This window comes from Paenibacillus sepulcri, assembly GCF_042647105.1.
GTDB classification, from domain to species: domain Bacteria; phylum Bacillota; class Bacilli; order Paenibacillales; family Paenibacillaceae; genus Paenibacillus_Z; species Paenibacillus_Z sepulcri.
Map to the genome: position 1 here is coordinate 6,335,516 of NZ_JBHRUP010000001.1, position 15,641 is coordinate 6,351,156.

Annotated in this window: 9 protein-coding genes and 1 riboswitch; of the genes, 6 read left to right on the forward strand and 3 right to left on the reverse strand. The window is 50.4% G+C overall.

The window, feature by feature from the left end; all coding sequences use genetic code 11:
- Nucleotides 1-34 precede the first annotated feature (34 nt).
- Complete coding sequence (locus tag ACFOLF_RS27620) at nucleotides 35-1,339, reverse strand: aminotransferase class I/II-fold pyridoxal phosphate-dependent enzyme (protein ID WP_210037205.1); 1,305 nt, start codon at nucleotides 1,337-1,339, stop codon at nucleotides 35-37.
- A gap of 208 nt (nucleotides 1,340-1,547) precedes the next feature.
- Here ACFOLF_RS27620 and ACFOLF_RS27625 point away from each other — a divergent pair, with 208 nt between their 5' ends.
- The gene (locus ACFOLF_RS27625; protein ID WP_210037206.1) at nucleotides 1,548-2,333 is read left to right on the forward strand and encodes a helix-turn-helix domain-containing protein; all 786 of its coding nucleotides are present in this window, start codon (nucleotides 1,548-1,550) and stop codon (nucleotides 2,331-2,333) included.
- A 113-nt stretch (nucleotides 2,334-2,446) separates the two neighbouring features.
- Here ACFOLF_RS27625 and ACFOLF_RS27630 read toward each other — a convergent pair whose 3' ends face one another.
- Nucleotides 2,447-3,076 (reverse strand): pyridoxamine 5'-phosphate oxidase family protein, encoded by a 630-nt coding sequence (locus ACFOLF_RS27630; RefSeq protein ID WP_210037207.1) that lies wholly within the window; start codon nucleotides 3,074-3,076, stop codon nucleotides 2,447-2,449.
- Nucleotides 3,077-3,235: 159 nt separating this feature from the next.
- Here ACFOLF_RS27630 and pdxR point away from each other — a divergent pair, with 159 nt between their 5' ends.
- Nucleotides 3,236-4,810 carry a MocR-like pyridoxine biosynthesis transcription factor PdxR gene (gene pdxR / locus ACFOLF_RS27635; RefSeq protein ID WP_210037208.1) on the forward strand — a complete coding sequence of 525 codons (1,575 nt, stop codon included), beginning with the start codon at nucleotides 3,236-3,238 and terminating at the stop codon, nucleotides 4,808-4,810.
- Nucleotides 4,811-5,075: 265 nt separating this feature from the next.
- Here pdxR and asd read toward each other — a convergent pair whose 3' ends face one another.
- The gene (gene asd / locus ACFOLF_RS27640; RefSeq protein WP_210037209.1) at nucleotides 5,076-5,864 is read right to left on the reverse strand and encodes an archaetidylserine decarboxylase; all 789 of its coding nucleotides are present in this window, start codon (nucleotides 5,862-5,864) and stop codon (nucleotides 5,076-5,078) included.
- A 203-nt stretch (nucleotides 5,865-6,067) separates the two neighbouring features.
- On the opposite strand from asd, the gene ACFOLF_RS27645 reads away from it, so the two are divergent.
- From ACFOLF_RS27645 to ACFOLF_RS27660, 4 genes are all read left to right on the forward strand, one after another.
- Nucleotides 6,068-6,352 carry a hypothetical protein gene (locus ACFOLF_RS27645; protein WP_210037210.1) on the forward strand — a complete coding sequence of 95 codons (285 nt, stop codon included), beginning with the start codon at nucleotides 6,068-6,070 and terminating at the stop codon, nucleotides 6,350-6,352.
- Between the two features lie 123 nt (nucleotides 6,353-6,475).
- On the forward strand, nucleotides 6,476-7,633 hold the full coding sequence (locus tag ACFOLF_RS27650) for a glycosyltransferase family 4 protein (protein WP_210037211.1): 1,158 nt from the start codon (nucleotides 6,476-6,478) through the stop codon (nucleotides 7,631-7,633).
- Between the two features lie 280 nt (nucleotides 7,634-7,913).
- Nucleotides 7,914-8,855, forward strand: coding sequence for a copper amine oxidase N-terminal domain-containing protein (locus ACFOLF_RS27655; protein WP_210037212.1), 942 nt, complete (start codon nucleotides 7,914-7,916; stop codon nucleotides 8,853-8,855).
- A 1,287-nt stretch (nucleotides 8,856-10,142) separates the two neighbouring features.
- Nucleotides 10,143-15,482: a hypothetical protein gene (locus ACFOLF_RS27660; RefSeq protein ID WP_210037213.1), complete on the forward strand. Its 5,340-nt coding sequence runs from the start codon at nucleotides 10,143-10,145 to the stop codon at nucleotides 15,480-15,482.
- Between the two features lie 48 nt (nucleotides 15,483-15,530).
- Nucleotides 15,531-15,638: riboswitch (TPP riboswitch) on the forward strand.
- Nucleotides 15,639-15,641: the final 3 nt, after the last annotated feature.

Consider the following 15,641-nt stretch of genomic DNA (forward strand, 5'->3'; position numbering starts at 1 on the left):
CCGGTCTCCCGGTCCTGCTTGCAGATAGTGCTGTTTATTTGCTGGCTACGGCAATGTCCTGTACCGCTTTATAGATGGTATCGAACAGTTCCTCCAGGTCCGGCTGCTCAATGCAGGAGAAGGCAACGCGTAAATCCGTTTCTCCAAGCGCGATTGTGCCCACGCCGTATTCGTCCAGCAGCCGGGTCCGCACTGACTCGGCGCTTATGCCGGTCAGCTTGAGGCACATGAAGTATCCGGAATTAAACGGATAGTAAGACCACACATTGCCATAGCGTCCGCTGTCGAGCAGTTCCTTTACGCGGTTGGCACGGCCTTTCATGATGGCAGCCTTCTCGGCCTTCTGCACATCGAATTCCGGCGACTGCAGCGCACGCAGCACGAAGGTCTGCGATGGATGCGGGCCGCTTGAAATGGTCGCGCGGATGATTCCCAGCGTCTTTTGTTCCAAAGCCGCAAGCAGAGCTGCCGATTGGGATGCGTACGTAATGAACCCTACGCGGAAGCCCCATACATATTCTTCCTTCGTTGCCCCGTCCACTTTAACAGCCAGCACTCGCGGGTGCAGATCGGATAATTGGCCAAACAGCGATTCGTGCATGGAGTCTTCGAAGAAGAGTCCGAAATAGGCATCGTCCGTCACCACGACAACGTTAACGCCGGCCTCGGCGGCATCGCGGATCGCAGCGACAATTTCTGCGCCTTCCGCAGCGCCTGGCGTGTAGCCGGTCGGATTGTTCGGGAAATTCAGGACAACGATCGCTTTGCCTTTGTTCTTCTGATCCAGCAGCGCTTGCCTTAGCCCCTCGCTGTTGAACCGGTCCTGTTCATTATATAGAGGATATTCCACCATAACCGCTCCGCGGCGGATGCCGAAAGTCAATTCGTAGTTCTCCCAGTTTTTGTCCGGAATAATAACCGCATCGCCAGGATCCGCGAACAGGTCAGCGACAATACTCAGGCCATGAGTAAGGGCGTTTGTCACGATTGGATTGCTGAAGGATTTGTTTGCAAGCGACGGATTCTCCACCACCATCTTGTTTCTCCATGCCGTGCGCAGCTCGGGCTTGCCTGCGGGGGGAGCATATTCATAAATGTCCTTCGGATTATACGAGGACAATGTGTCTTGGATCACCTTCAAATGCATCGGCTGTCCGCCTTCAATGGCGATGCCGATCGTTGCATTGAATTTCTTCGCCTTCGCTTTTGCTTCGGCCGACTGGCTCAAAATGCCTTCCTTTGGGAAATAGATCGCTTTGCCAAGTGAGGACAGCATTGCATAAATGTTAACATTTTCTCGCTCAATCGTCTCGTTCAACTGCTGGGCAAGTGGGTTCATGGAATTCATTCATCCTTCCAAAATAGATCATTCAACCGTTCAAGGGGCAACGGAAGTCTTTTAGCTGATATTATATCACTTTTAAGCTGTGGTAGGCCATTATGAACAGGATTTTTTTGCGCCGGGTTGCGAAGCGTTTTTGCGCTGGTGTATGATGACAACGGTATGCCTTATTGCTGCTGTACTTGTTCGCCTAGGAGGAGTTTGTATGCTGCATTGTAATGCCTCGTCCTTCGTGCTGCTGCCCTCATTTGCCAAGATCGTCTGCGAGCCCGGCTGGAAATGGCAGAAACGCGAGAGGCCTATTCCCAATTTTGATTTGTTCTATATATGGAGCGGCCAAGGGGAACTGGAATTGAACGGAAAAACCTATCCCATCTCCAAAGGCAGCTGTTTTCTGTTCCGCCCCGGAGATTATACGAGCGCTACGCATAACCCGCAAATGCCGCTCGTTCTGACCTATATTCATTTTGCTGTCAAGGAATCCATCGATATCATTCCGCAGTCTTACCGGGTGCTGAATGAAACGGTTGATTTTGAGCATATGCTTTCCCGTTATGTCAGGCTTTTCCTGGTCAAAACTTACGCGGCGGAGGAAGAGGCTCAGCTTATTCTCAAGCAGCTGATGATTCATCTGCTGCGCGAGGACCGCGAGGGACCGGTTGAGCGCAAAGCCAGCAACCAATTGACGGAAGCGATTCATGAGATCGCCAATTATGTCAGGCAAAATCCAGGCATTGCCCATCGCGTGGAGGACTTGGCGCAGCGCGCGCAGCTGTCCCCGCGGTATTTCTCCATCAAGTTTAAAGAAATGATCGGCTCCTCGGTGCAATCCTATATGATCCGGACCCGAATTGAGCGGGCCCAGCATCTGCTTATGCACGCGGGCATGAATGTGACGGAGGTGGCCGACGCGCTGGGGTACCGGGATATTTTCTTTTTCAGCCGTCAGTTCAAACAATATACAGGGAAAAATCCCTCCGAAATCCGGTAAGGTCGGCGATATGCGCAAACAAACAAGGCTTCATCTGCAGTTATGCTGCGGATGAAGCCTTGTTTGTTTGCGGATCAGCGTTATGGTTAAGTCCGGCAGGCCGTTATAGGCGGCTAGTCCCCCGTATGATGAGGACAGTAGCGCCGCATCAGTTCGATCGTTTCGGCATCCGTCGGCAGCCCGCGTTTCTGCAGACCCTCCGTCAGCGCTTCGCGGTCCTTGGATTTGAGGTTTTGGCCGAATTTGAATTTCCCTACCACCTTCGAGGCATCAATACGGACCAGGGAGACGCCCTTCAGGCGGGGGATATAATCGTTATCGCGGGCATCGATTGTTTTATACCCGCCCTCAGGCTGAAGCTTGCGCATAAGCGCCTCCAGCACCTCCGCTTTCTCCTGAAGATCGTTGACGACAACGGCTTGGCCGTCAATGCGGACGGATTTGAAATAGGAGGTTGCCGGACAGGCCATAAGCGGATCCGAGAAATAAGAAGGGATGATGGCAAATTCCTTGGCGACCGCGAAGGTAACGGATGCCTCCTTCTTCAGATTGCTCATCTTCTCGCCGGCCCGGCTGCCGTGAAAATACAGGCTCCCGTTGTGGTATACGTAATTTAGCGGTGTGACGCAGGGCGAGCCGTCCGGATCGACGGTACCGAGAAATCCGAAGCTCATTTCATGCAAAAAGCTGTCCAGCTCCTCCTGGTTAACCTGATCGTTCATTTCAAATTCCTGTCGACGCATAGGATACCCCTTTCGTTCTTCCCCATATGCTTGAAATCCTGTTATCGCCTATGGCGGCGGCACTCGTTTCTTCCAGACCAGCGTACTGCACTTATTGACAATTAAAAAGATCCAATTTAGAGTGATTTTAATATACCACTTGGTTGGGAGCTGAGGAAGGTGGACCTGCGGATTGCGTATGACCGCTACTACAGGGAATTGGGAAAGAAAACGGAAGCCCTCTATCAGGCGCTTCGGGAAGCCATTATTGCCGGATCGCTGGCCGAGGGCTTGCGGCTGCCATCGAGCCGCAAGCTTGCAGAGCTGTATGGGTTGTCGCGGGGGGCAGTCAATCTGGCTTACGATACGCTGCTTGCCGAGGGATATGTGCGGACTGAAGCCGGCAGCGGGACGTTCGCTGCCTATCGTTCTTCCTCTGCGCCGGATTTGTCCGGATCAGGCCATGTGCAGGGAGAGCAGGCTGCGAATATTCCGCTTTCGGAGTGGGCGCAGCGGCTTGTGCAGGATGCGGCTGCCAGAACCGAGAGGGAAGAGAAGCCCCGCAGGGAGAGAACCCGTCCAAATGGTCAGCAGGAGGCAAGCGGACAGGAGACTGGGGAGCGAATACAGGCCGGGGATTGGGCAATGTTTCGGGGAGAGTCTGACTCTCCCATGATCGACTTTGGCATTGGTCAAGTGGACCCGGAGCTCTTCCCCGTTGCGGAATGGAGAGCTTCGTTATATGCGGAGGTCCGGGAGATGACGGGGGATTGGCCCAATCCTGCCGTGCCGGTAGAAGGCTATCTGCCGCTGCGCGAGGCCATTGTTCAGGAGCTGAGGAGGGAAAGGGGCATTCATGCATCCGTTTCGCAGGTATTTCTGACCAGCGGCTCCGCACAGGCGATCACCCTGCTGAGCATGCTGCTTGTTACACCGGGAACGCCGGTAGTCCTGGAGAATCCCGGTTATTCCGGGATGGCATTGGCTGTCCGCGCCGCCAGCGGCGTCATAATTCCCGCAGCGGTCGATGACCAGGGGATCCAGCCTGACGATTGGCCGGCCAAGCTGCTGTTCGTTACGCCGACGCGGCATTTTCCAAGCGGCGCCGTCCTGTCTGCTGAGCGGAGGAAGAAGCTGCTGGACTGGGCGGTGAAACAGCAGGCCGTCATTATTGAGGATGACTACGACAGCGAGCTTCGCTGGGGCGGACGTCCCACCGAACCGCTGAAGGCGTTGGATCGGAAGGGGTGTGTGGTTTATGTCGGCACCTTCTCCAAGACGATGTTCAACGACCTGAGAATCGGTTATGTCGTGGTGCCGGAATCGCTTGCGGAACCGTTCCGTCTGGCAAAAGCGTTAATCGAGCCGCGGCCTGCGGGACTTACGGAACAGCGGGCGCTCGCGAACTTTATGAACAGCGGCAGCTACGCCAGACATCTGCGAAGGATGAAGCGCGTATGCGGGAGAAGGCTGATCCGGCTGCGCGAGCAGATGAACGGACGGCTTGACCGCTGGTTCCGGATCGTTCCTGTCGATGCAGGGCTGCATCTGTACGCAGAGTGGCGGGGTGAAGGGCGTGACTATGAGCGGTTCAGAGAGGCCTGCGAAGATGCGGGGGTGCGTTTTACGGATGACAGCAGTCTGTGGCTGAACGCGCCGCAGGGCCGGGCGGGCATGTTCGGCTTTGCCCATTTGCCGGAGGAACTGCTCGATATGGGAGTTCGGCGAATGGAGCAGGCCGCGAGTGTGCTGTAAGGCGCTTGAGCTTGGGACTTGCCGGATTGTAATGGGGTAGACGAGGACCGCCCGGTACAGAGCGATGCGGATGGAGCATAACATGGGTGGCAGGGTAGCCGATTGAAAAAAAGCGTCATGCGGGTTGGCAGCGATCATCGGAATGATTCTGTCAGGCGCAGGACGCTTTGTTAACTTATAAGAAATTAAAAATGTTCTTCATAACCAGCTTATATTTTTGAGAAGCCAAAAAGGATCGACCCTAATTCGCTTATGCTACGGGCTGCTACTTTTCCAGCAGGATGCCAAGCTTTTCGCCTACTTTTACCTTAAGGCCTGCCTGCAAATCGTCACGTGGTGTAAAGGTATCCTCTTCGGTCAGGAGAACGACGGTTGAGCCGAATTCGAAGTAAGCAAGCTCTTCCCCCTTCTCCACTTTATTGTGGAGAGGCTCCACATATTTAATGCTGCTGACATTCATGGCCCCCACTTTGACGACCGCTGTTTCAGCATGAGCATGGCGGATATACGTGATCAGCCGTTCGTTGCGGCTCAGTACCCTGCGCATATTGCGCAGGCCGAAGTCGTTGACGGGATATACTTTTCCGGGGACATGCTCCCTTTCAACAATGGTGCCCCCCACAGGGGTATGAATCCGATGATAGTCGGTAGGGCTCAAGTAAAGCACAATATAGTAGCCGTTCTTGTAATTCTCCACTCTGGGGGAACGGTTCAGCAGCTCTTCTACCGTGTAATCCTGGCCTTTGACATTGAGAATCGTGCCAGCCTTGATCGGCCCGCACCCCGTGATCAAAGCATCGACCGGACTGACAACGGCATCCGTGTCCTCATGGACAATACGCATACCGGGTTTTAATCTTCTGGTGAAAAATTCATTGAGCGTGCTGTATTCATCAAGCCTTTTCTCGGCTTCTTCTACGCGGATCCCATACATGCGGGCAAATCTGGGAATAAAGCGCCGGCTTGCGGGCGACTGGGCAAATCGACCGGTTAATCGCGAAATCCATTTGCGCGAGCTCAGCTCGGTCATCGATCGAAGCAGCCATTGGGTCATGCCGGGAATTCACGTCCTCTCTCACTTGCACTTACTATAAAATAGCAGAAAGGCTAAGCGTTTGCCTAGCCTTTTATGATCGTTCTTTCGGACTCTTCGGTTATAAGTGTGACATATCCCCTCTTATTTATCAACAGCGTACGCTTGCAGGCAGGTTTAAGGCTTGCCATTGTTGCAAATGCTGGCTAAAGAGGTGAAAGCTGATGGTGATTTTAATCCCGGTAGGTCTGGTTATTGGAGGCTGCCTGCTGTACGGTTTGAGCGAGTGGAAGCGCGGGCTGGAAAAGACGATCGATGCGATCGCATTGGTAGCTTATATGGGGTTCTTCTCTCTGACCGCGGCAAGCGCGGTACGGACGTATTTGGATGATACGGTATTCATGACGCAGGTACATGAGTTTCTGCAGGATCCGGTTTTTCACGCCTGCGGCGCTTATCTGGGACCCTACGGATTAAGTCTGCTTATTCAGAAGCTGCTGCGCCGATAGGCCGCTTCATCAGTCATGTCCCTAAATAGGACAATGCCGGGTTCACGGAAGGTAGAAGAAACGTATGCTGAACTATTGGAAAATCAAAGTTGAGGCTTCTTAAGGGAGGAGCTGATTGTCAGGATGAGAAGCCCCAAAATCGCATTTGTAACTCCGGGTACATTTCCGCTGCCATCACCGAACAGCAGCTCGGTCGAACGTGTTGTCGAGAAGCTTGTGCCGCTGGTCGGAACGTCAGTGCAGGCACGAATATATGGTCGGAGCAGCCGGAACCTGCCTCGTCTTGGGAGTTTCAACGGCGTAATGTGCGAACGGTTCCCGGCGGTCAATAGAGGCCATTATGCACAGCAGGTCGGACAGTCGATCAGGCGGTTTAAGCCGGATATTACCGAGGTTGAGAACCGTCCGGCATTGGTGCTGAAGCTCAAGAGGCTCCGGCCATCCGGCCGGTACTGGCTCCATCTGCATTCGTCAACCTTTATCGGGCAGAAGGCGATCCGGCCATCCGTGCTTTTTCGCAGCTTCCAGACGGTGGATAAGATTCTTGTGAACAGCGAATATTTGCGTGAGGTGGTGGCAGCCCGTGCGCCGGCTTACGCGCATAAGCTGAGAGTCATCTATCCAGGAGTGGATACGGAACGCTTCCAGTCCCAGTTCACTCTGAACGGTGCCTTTCACCGGAACCAGCTGCGCACCGCGCGGGGATGGAACGGACGCAGCGTGATTCTGTTCATGGGGCGGCTAATTCCAATGAAGGGTGTCCATCATCTGCTGCGGATGATGCCGGAACTCGTTCGGCAGCACCCTTCCGCACTGCTGGTCATTGTGGGCGGGGCTTTCTATGGGTCGACCAGGCAAACGTCTTATGTACGGGAACTTCATCGAATGGGCAAGCACCTGCGGGGGCATGTGCAGTTTATCCCTTATGTTCCTTACTCGGAGGTTCCGGACTGGTTTCTGAGTGCGGATGTAGCTGTTGTGCCTTCCGGCAACCGCGAGGCATTTGGTCTCGTGAATGTGGAGGCAATGTCCTGCGGCCTGCCGGTGGTGGCGACCAGGGCGGGAGGCATAAAGGAAATTATCGAGGATGGCGTCACTGGTTTTCTTGTGGAGCCGTCAGAGGTAGAGCAGCAGATGCGCGACAGACTGCTTACGCTGCTTCGCAACGACCATTTGAGAATGGCGATGGGGGTCAGGAGCAGGGATCGGGTCGAGCAGCACTTCACATGGCGCCATTCCGCGGCACGTTGGCTGGAATTGCTGAATGAGAGCGAATTCTGACGAATTTATACTTGTCAAACGCAGGGCATATCGGTATTATAGAAAATAATAAAGTGATCGGTGTATAGTATACACGAGCAGGAAGCACCTGCTTGCAAGCTGTTTTTAAGCTTGCAGGCGGGTGCTTTTTTATTGTCTTTTTTTGTCTCAGGGACAGGAAAAATGTCGTCGGATGATAGGGGAAGGTGGTAGAATGTGCTAAAGATTGGATTATGTTGGATTGAAGAGAGACTGATGATCCAATGAAAATCATAGGATGATACAAGAGGGAGAGATGTATATGAAAAAATTTGTAATTGCGTTGACTTGTGTTGCAGTGGTATTTTCCGGAATCAGTTTTTCTTCTTCGAAGGCTTTCGCTGCCTCCAAAAGCGCTGAAATTAGTTTCAAAAAGGACATGCCCATAAAAGTGCTTTATAATGCGCGGCAGATTCCGCTGGACGGAGTAAATGCTGAAATAAAAAACAATACGGTATTTATCCCGTTGAGGGCTGTTTCTGATGGACTTGGTGCAAATGTGAATGCTGTCAAAAAAAATATTACGATTTCCAAGGGTACTGTTACGATCACTCTCACTATAGGATCGACAACGGCTGCGGTTGGTGGAAAAAAAGTGAGTTTTGGAACTGCGTCTTATATATCCAACAACCGTACGATGGTGCCAGTCCGCTTTATAAGTGAAACATTTAAAGAGACAGTACAGTGGGATAGCCTGTCTCAATTTGTGTGGATCGGGAGTATGGATATACCCAAAATTGAAGATGTTACTGAGTTGGAAAATTCTGATAATTATAAGAAGTATTTTGGTGGATATGAAGATAGATTAGTAGGTTATGACGGTAAGCGTCGAGATATCCGAGTGCTATCGGAATCTGCTTTGCCCGTAATTATTGACGAAGTAGCCTATTATAGAATGGATTTGGCTGAAAATCAGATAAAAGAAAAATATGTTGTTTGGCAATCTAGCTTTAGTGCTAATATAGGAGGCTCATTTTACTTGCTGTCTGATAAGGAAGCTGTAAGGAGGAGATATGAGCAGTCTGTGTTTAGGGAGAGACTCGATAAAACTCATAAAAATTTATATATGCCAATTGTACAATCGTCTTATGATCAAAGGGCAGGTCATCAAAACCCTGAGTCCTATTCTATTAAAACGCCAGCCTACATAGGTATTGCGAATGATGATTATTTAGCTGTCATAAAAAATCCATGGAGACAATAAATGAAATTCTTTAGACGATTAACCTCTATAGTATTGATTTTATCTAATTTATTGGGGCTTATCCCGATCGTTCCGTCAAACACATCCAATGCTGCTCTACCGACACCGACCAATTCCATTCAACCGGTCTATGATACAACTACGCATAAATGGTACGGTGTAGCTTTTTTTTCTTATGATATTTGGTCGGAGAATGATGGAACTTTTCCTGAAGGCAAAGGGTTAAATGATTATGTGGATATAGGCTGGAATTATTCGTTCACATTTGCCGGGAGGTCTGTCAGAGATGTTGATGTCTATAAGTTCGATATAGTAAATTCAAAACATAAATTTTATTTTGACCAAACGAGACCAGGAGATTCTTATGATAGATACTCAGACAGGATAAGTAAGGATATAACTAATGCTAAATCAACGGCTAAAAAAGGTAACGGAACGAGTACAATTGATTTCAGAGTAGAAATAAACGCCAAACTAGATTCAGAAATTTTAATGGATCTACGTGCAGAGGACCCTACAAGTTGTGCTGGTTGCGGACCAAAAGTACAAGGATACAGATTTTATTTTCCTGTACTTCTCGAATTCGAACTAGATGGCCAGTTGGTTGTCAATCATTACAAAACAGATGGAACCAATCTGAGTACAATATTTCCCCAAAAGTTTTATGACATGGTTGCAGGGCAAACCTATCCTAAAGTAGACCCTGAAACAAATGCGTCTTATAAGTACGTGGGATACAAAAAAAGTACGACGGGGGATGCGCCAACGGGGAGTATAATAAACGGGAAATTACCGCCGTTTACGTATGATGCCTTGTTTGATACCTACACTTTGAATTTATATTATGATGCAGTTACTGTTCCCACAGATGGGAAAGCCATCATTAAACACTTCGATGAGAACGGAAATAGTTTGGATTCCGTCTTTAACGACCGGGAGCAACCTTTAGAAAAAACAAAGCCATATAGCTTTACGCATACGGATAAACCTGGATACACCTATAAAGGGTACAAGATAACGACAAGTGGGACACCACCCTCATCTGGATTACCTACGATAGGAGAATATAATTTAGGTACATATGACGGAAGTTTTGGAACCTTATATCTATATTATTACTACAAGGTTGATTCTTTAGCTGGGGAAGTAAAAGTAAGGCATATGGTGAAAACAAGCTCTTCGGGGTCATACAGTCTAGCAGGAGAAACAACCGTACCGATAGCGACGCTACCAAACAATTCCTCTCATAGCCCAGTCAGCAGCTATGGAACGATAGTCGGCAGCAACGTGTCTTACGTAAGTTATTCCAATACAGTAACCCCAAAAACGGGATCAGCTCAAGTAAGCTTAACGTCTACCCAAACCAAAGCGTATGTCTCATTTTTTTATCAAAAAAGTCAATCGATAACCGGCGATTTCGACGTCATCCCTACGACGATATCCTATCGGGACAGCTTTACGCTGCATCCCAGGGATTTCGAGCTGCAGGGCTGCACATACATATCGCATTCTTTCAAAATCGAACGGGGCATAACGTGGATAGGGCCTGATGTGTATGGGCAAACCACGGACTCTGTCTATACGTACAGCACCTATCCCTCGATCATTGGGGTAGGCACACATAATGTCTCTATGAAAATTAAAACAAGCTGCGGCGAACAATGGGTGGGACCCAAAACATTGACGGTAACAGGACCATCCCTCAACAACCCGCCAGAATTCACGATTGCTTTTGTCGATCCGGCACGGCCTACTGTTCCCGTACATGAAGCTATCGAAGGTACGGTTCTAAACCTTGTGGTTATTCAGGATCCATCTGTTCCTACACCAACCGACCCGGATGGGGATAACCTGTACTTTGATGAGTTTTTCTTCGCGTCCAGCGATTCGCAATGGATCCAATCATTGCCGGGAAAGTACACACCCGTCCCGTGGGGCATGTATAGCATCAAAATGGACACGAGCGGCGTTCATAATATCAGCGCTCAGATCCACGATGTTTGGGGATTGTCGGCCCAGGCATCCACCTATATTCAAGTCAGACCGGAAAATCCGATACCTGTAGCCAGATGTCCGGCAACCGTCATCGAGAATCACGCGGTTCCGGCTTCTGCCTTCGATGCCAGCGGCAGCTATAGTCCCGTATCGGGAAGATCGATCAATCATGGCCGGGATGAGTGGACCAACAAGCTCACTTCCTACACGAACGGCACGGACCATGATATTACCGTTCAAGTGTCCTTGCATGTGTACGATACCAAGGGGCTCAAGTCTTTAAACCAGTCCACCTGTACGATTATTGTTAAACCCGATCTGCCTCCGGTGGCTAAGCTCGATGTGCCGCCGCTTGGGATACGGAATGAACCTACAGTCATTCTTAATAAGTCTTACAGTCCCGATGGCGATGAAATTGTCAAAGCAGAGTATCAGTACAAATACGATGCGAGAAACAACGGCTTTGCTGACGATAGCTGGCAGACGGTTATCGGACGCCTGGACAAGCTCACGATCAATCCGGGCAAGGTGGGCAAGTATCTCTTTTACGTTAAGGTGACCGAGGAATTTGGCCGGTGGGGAGATACCCTGGGGACTGTACAGACATCACTGACGCTGGATATTGTCAATAATGCGCCGGAGGTTTCGTTTGAGGTTGAAGGGAAGAATCCTCAGCCGGATTTGAATCCTTCCACTACCATTCGTCCGGAAGTGATGATCAACTGGCCGGTCTATATCACCAACGATACAAAGGAGGTATACAACAAGAATTACTTATGGCAAGCGGTGGGCGGCAGCCTTGTAAGTGGAGAAGGCCGAAACTTTGGCAGCTCACGGACCTACACATACTCGGAGTCCAGCAACTACGACACCTTCTTGAAGACATTCGATATGAATAATAATGGATTTGGAAATAATCGTCTTTCACCGTGGCGAGCTGCAACCCGTTTTAATACCGGTATGACGGACCTTCTCATTAACAAAAACGGGACGCATATCCAGTTCGATCATGGGACATCCCAAATCAGGTCGAACAAAAAATATCTTTATTTTGATGAAAAGCAATACTTGAATGGGAAAGTTATAACGACACTCTATGCATTGGACCCTAAAAAAGTATCTCCGCAAGAATCGTATATGGACAGCAGCAATTTTAATTTGCTCTACCGTTACACCAATGGTTCCCCTTACGTTTTCACGAAGACTTTGCCGGGAACCTACTTTATAGACAAATGGGAATTGGCTGATCAGTATATTTACATCCAGAATAACGATGCATTTACCGTGCTGGATGCAAGAACGGGTGCAGAAGTGGCAACGAAGAATGCAGCCGATATGGGACTGAGTAATACGGCCAACGGAGTCAGCAACTGGACCGTAAGCCATGCCAACGGAAACAAAATTATGGTCCGCCGGGACAATAATAGTAATCAAAATACGACCTGGACTACCCAATGGAGAGAAGTTGGCCCGGATCTGTCGGTTGCTGAAAAACCTGACTGGTTGATTCCGGCTTCGCGTTCTTCCATTCAGGGGCTAAACTTGGTATACAAAGTATTATTGCCGATCTATACCGATCCTGCAGGTGCCGTATATACGTATCAAGGCTATGCCTCAACGGGCCCTAGTAATACTTATTTCCGCGACATGAGCGTCACAAAATACAATGCGGATATGAGCTTAGCCTGGAGACAATACTTGACGGCTGCAGGAGAGCCCGGCTATACCGGCCAAGATATCAATGGAGGCGGCAGCAGTATTACGCGCTATAGCGGATTTGCCATGAACCCCTTCAATAATGAAATAACCGCAAGCAATTACGAATATCCCAATACGTACTTCACCGTCTTGAATGCAAGTGACGGCACGCCAAAAAGTCGAATGGCTCAGAACGGCATGACAATACCAACCTACCGATTTGGAACAGATGGCGATACCCCCTATACCATGGATTGGAACGGGAACTATGTAGCAGGTGCCAATAAATCCATGACTGCAGACGGGTATACAACCGATTTTGAGATCGATAAAGGGATGGGTGATTGCGGAACCAAGCCAGTCAACATTTACGATCAAAACGGCGCACTGATTGCCCAAAACGGTTCAGGGTGTAACTGGGGTAATGGCGGTCAGATCATGGGGGAATATTTTGGAGATGGAGCGTTCTTCTATGTTCAATATGAAGCCGCCAGGGATCAACCATCGTTAGGCGTAGCAATAGGCACGCCCACCACCACGCCGCTTGTTAAAAAGACGTTTACGAACGGTCAATATGTATCGGACCTTTCACTCAACGATGTGGAAATGAAGTTCAACCTCCGAATGGAGGATATAGACTACGACCGGGAGATGGCCGGCTTCTCCTTCCGGATGCAGGACACACGCAACCGGTACGCGGTGGAAACCGATGGCCATGTGTTCAATCTGGTGAAATACGTGAACGGCGCACCAACAGTGCTGAGAGCAGGCTCGTATCCGTTTGAATCAAACAAAAGCTATGCCCTGAGGATCAAGACGGTCGGCAGTCAGATCGATGTGTTCCTCAATAATATCCCGATCCTGACCGCGGCGGATGGCAGCTATGCAGAAGGGCGTTTTGGCTATTTCAGCGACAAAGCCTATGTCGTGTTCAGCGCCTTCACGTACAAAGCGATCCAGAATAAAATTGAATGGTCGGACAGCTACGCGATATGGGATGCAGGCACAGCCACGGCGGAGGCCGCTTACCATAACATTCAGTTTCTGGATCCGGAGGGCGATCCCAAGGCGGGCTCCTATCAGTGGAGCATTCAGCATACGCCGCGTTTCATCAACAATCAGGGCGTGTCGGCCATGAACGGTCAAACCTTCAGCTCCGAGCGGCTGACCTTCGATAAGGTAGGGGATTACATCGTTACACTGAGGGCGAAGGACGATCCGCACCCAAGCTATCTCTATTCGGATATGACCTTTGATGAATACCGTAAAAACTCGAATCCGTTTGCGAAAAGAGTCACCGTTCACCGCAGGCCGGTCTCTCAGTTTATGGTCGTTCCTGCAGCTGACGGCAAACTGATCTGGACCGACAGCAGCTATGACCCGGACCGGTATATCAGTCCTGACAATTACTCGACTGAACCGTCCACCATTGATTACCGGGCCACCCGGGGAATCCTGGAGAAGAAGTTCTACTACGCCGCCCCATCCGGGAGCATTGTCTACGAAAAGCTTGTAACTCCGCAGGAACGGGGTTTATATGAAATTGGCATGGCTGTGAAGGACGAATATGGCGCATGGTCGGATTACACCGTCATATCCCTGGATATCTCCACAATACCGACACCCAATACGCCGCCGGTTCCCGGATTCACGACGAGCTATGTGAATACTTTCCGCAACGTTCCGGTTGTTATGGATTCTAGGGCCTATGATGCCGAGGATGGTGGACGGGAGAACCTGCCGCATGCGTACTACATTCGCAATATGACAACTGGCGATGGGGAATTATTGCAGAGCACGTCACGGACATTCTGGAGCAAGGTGTTCAACACACTCGGCACCTTCAATATCCGGCAGGTCGTGCAGGATTCGGCAGGAGCCGAGGCGCAGTACAACGGGCAGGTCACGATATACAACCAGATACCGCAAGCCCGGATTACAGTGCCTGAAAGCACGGATCAGAATAATCCGGCGAAGCTAACGGAATTCCGGCCGGCGTTTCAATGGAATTATGCGGATGCTGACGGAGATTTGCAAACCCGATACCAGCTTCAGATTTTCAAATATGGCGGAGAGCTGTATCGGGATACGGATATCAAGCCGGGCCGGGAACTCTCTTGGCGGCCAACTGTCGACCTGCCTGAGCATGTGTACATGTATGTCATAATCCGTGTGTATGACGGCTATGACTGGAGCAATTGGAGCGATCCGAAATACTTCTATATCGAAACGAACCGGCCGCCTGCAGCCGATTTTGACTGGACCCCCAAACCGGTGTATGAAGGGGATTCGATCCGGATCAGCCATACCATTGACGATCCCGACCTGGATACCTTACAGGTTATCTATATTGTCAAGGATCCGGAGGGAGGCTCACAAACCTTCAACTCCTTTCTTAATAGTCCCTATGGTCACACCGGGCCAGGTTTCAGAGGAGACAAGGCAGGGAAATATAAAGTCGAGCTTACGGTCCAGGACGGCCAAGCGCCGCCGGTTGTGGTGCGCAAGGACATACCGGTGCTGCCGCTTGACGTCAAGGGTCAGGTGATGCATACGGATTTGTGGGACCAGCGCCGCAGAGAATACAATATGAATCAAAACGGCGATGCAGACAGCCCGCGCGGTTATGAGGTCTTTTGGGCAGGTGAGAAGTTTGTGCTGCATGCCCAAACGACCGATACGGTTACAACTACCCAAGCGAATACTGTTGAGGTGACAATGAACGGCTTCACGACCCATCTGGATGCCGCGAACGCGCGGCGGACCAGCTGGAGCGGGAGTATGTGGGATGAAAGCTTCGAGAAGCTGGAGGATGGACCGCTGACGTTTACGTTCACCTCTACTTACAACAACGGGACCATGAAGACAGACTACGTAACCGTCACGGTTGCAGGCAATGTGCAGCAGACGGTTGGCATTCATCGAAGAAATTGAACATTATAAGTTGACTGCGTGTGCGTTCACGCGATATAGTCGTACTAGGAAATCCACTAGGGGCGCCCGCATGGGCTGAGATAAAGCGCTGATCGCTTTGGTCCCTTTGAACCTGATCTGGGTTATGCCAGCGTAGGAAAGTGGGCTTGTCTGTGCGAT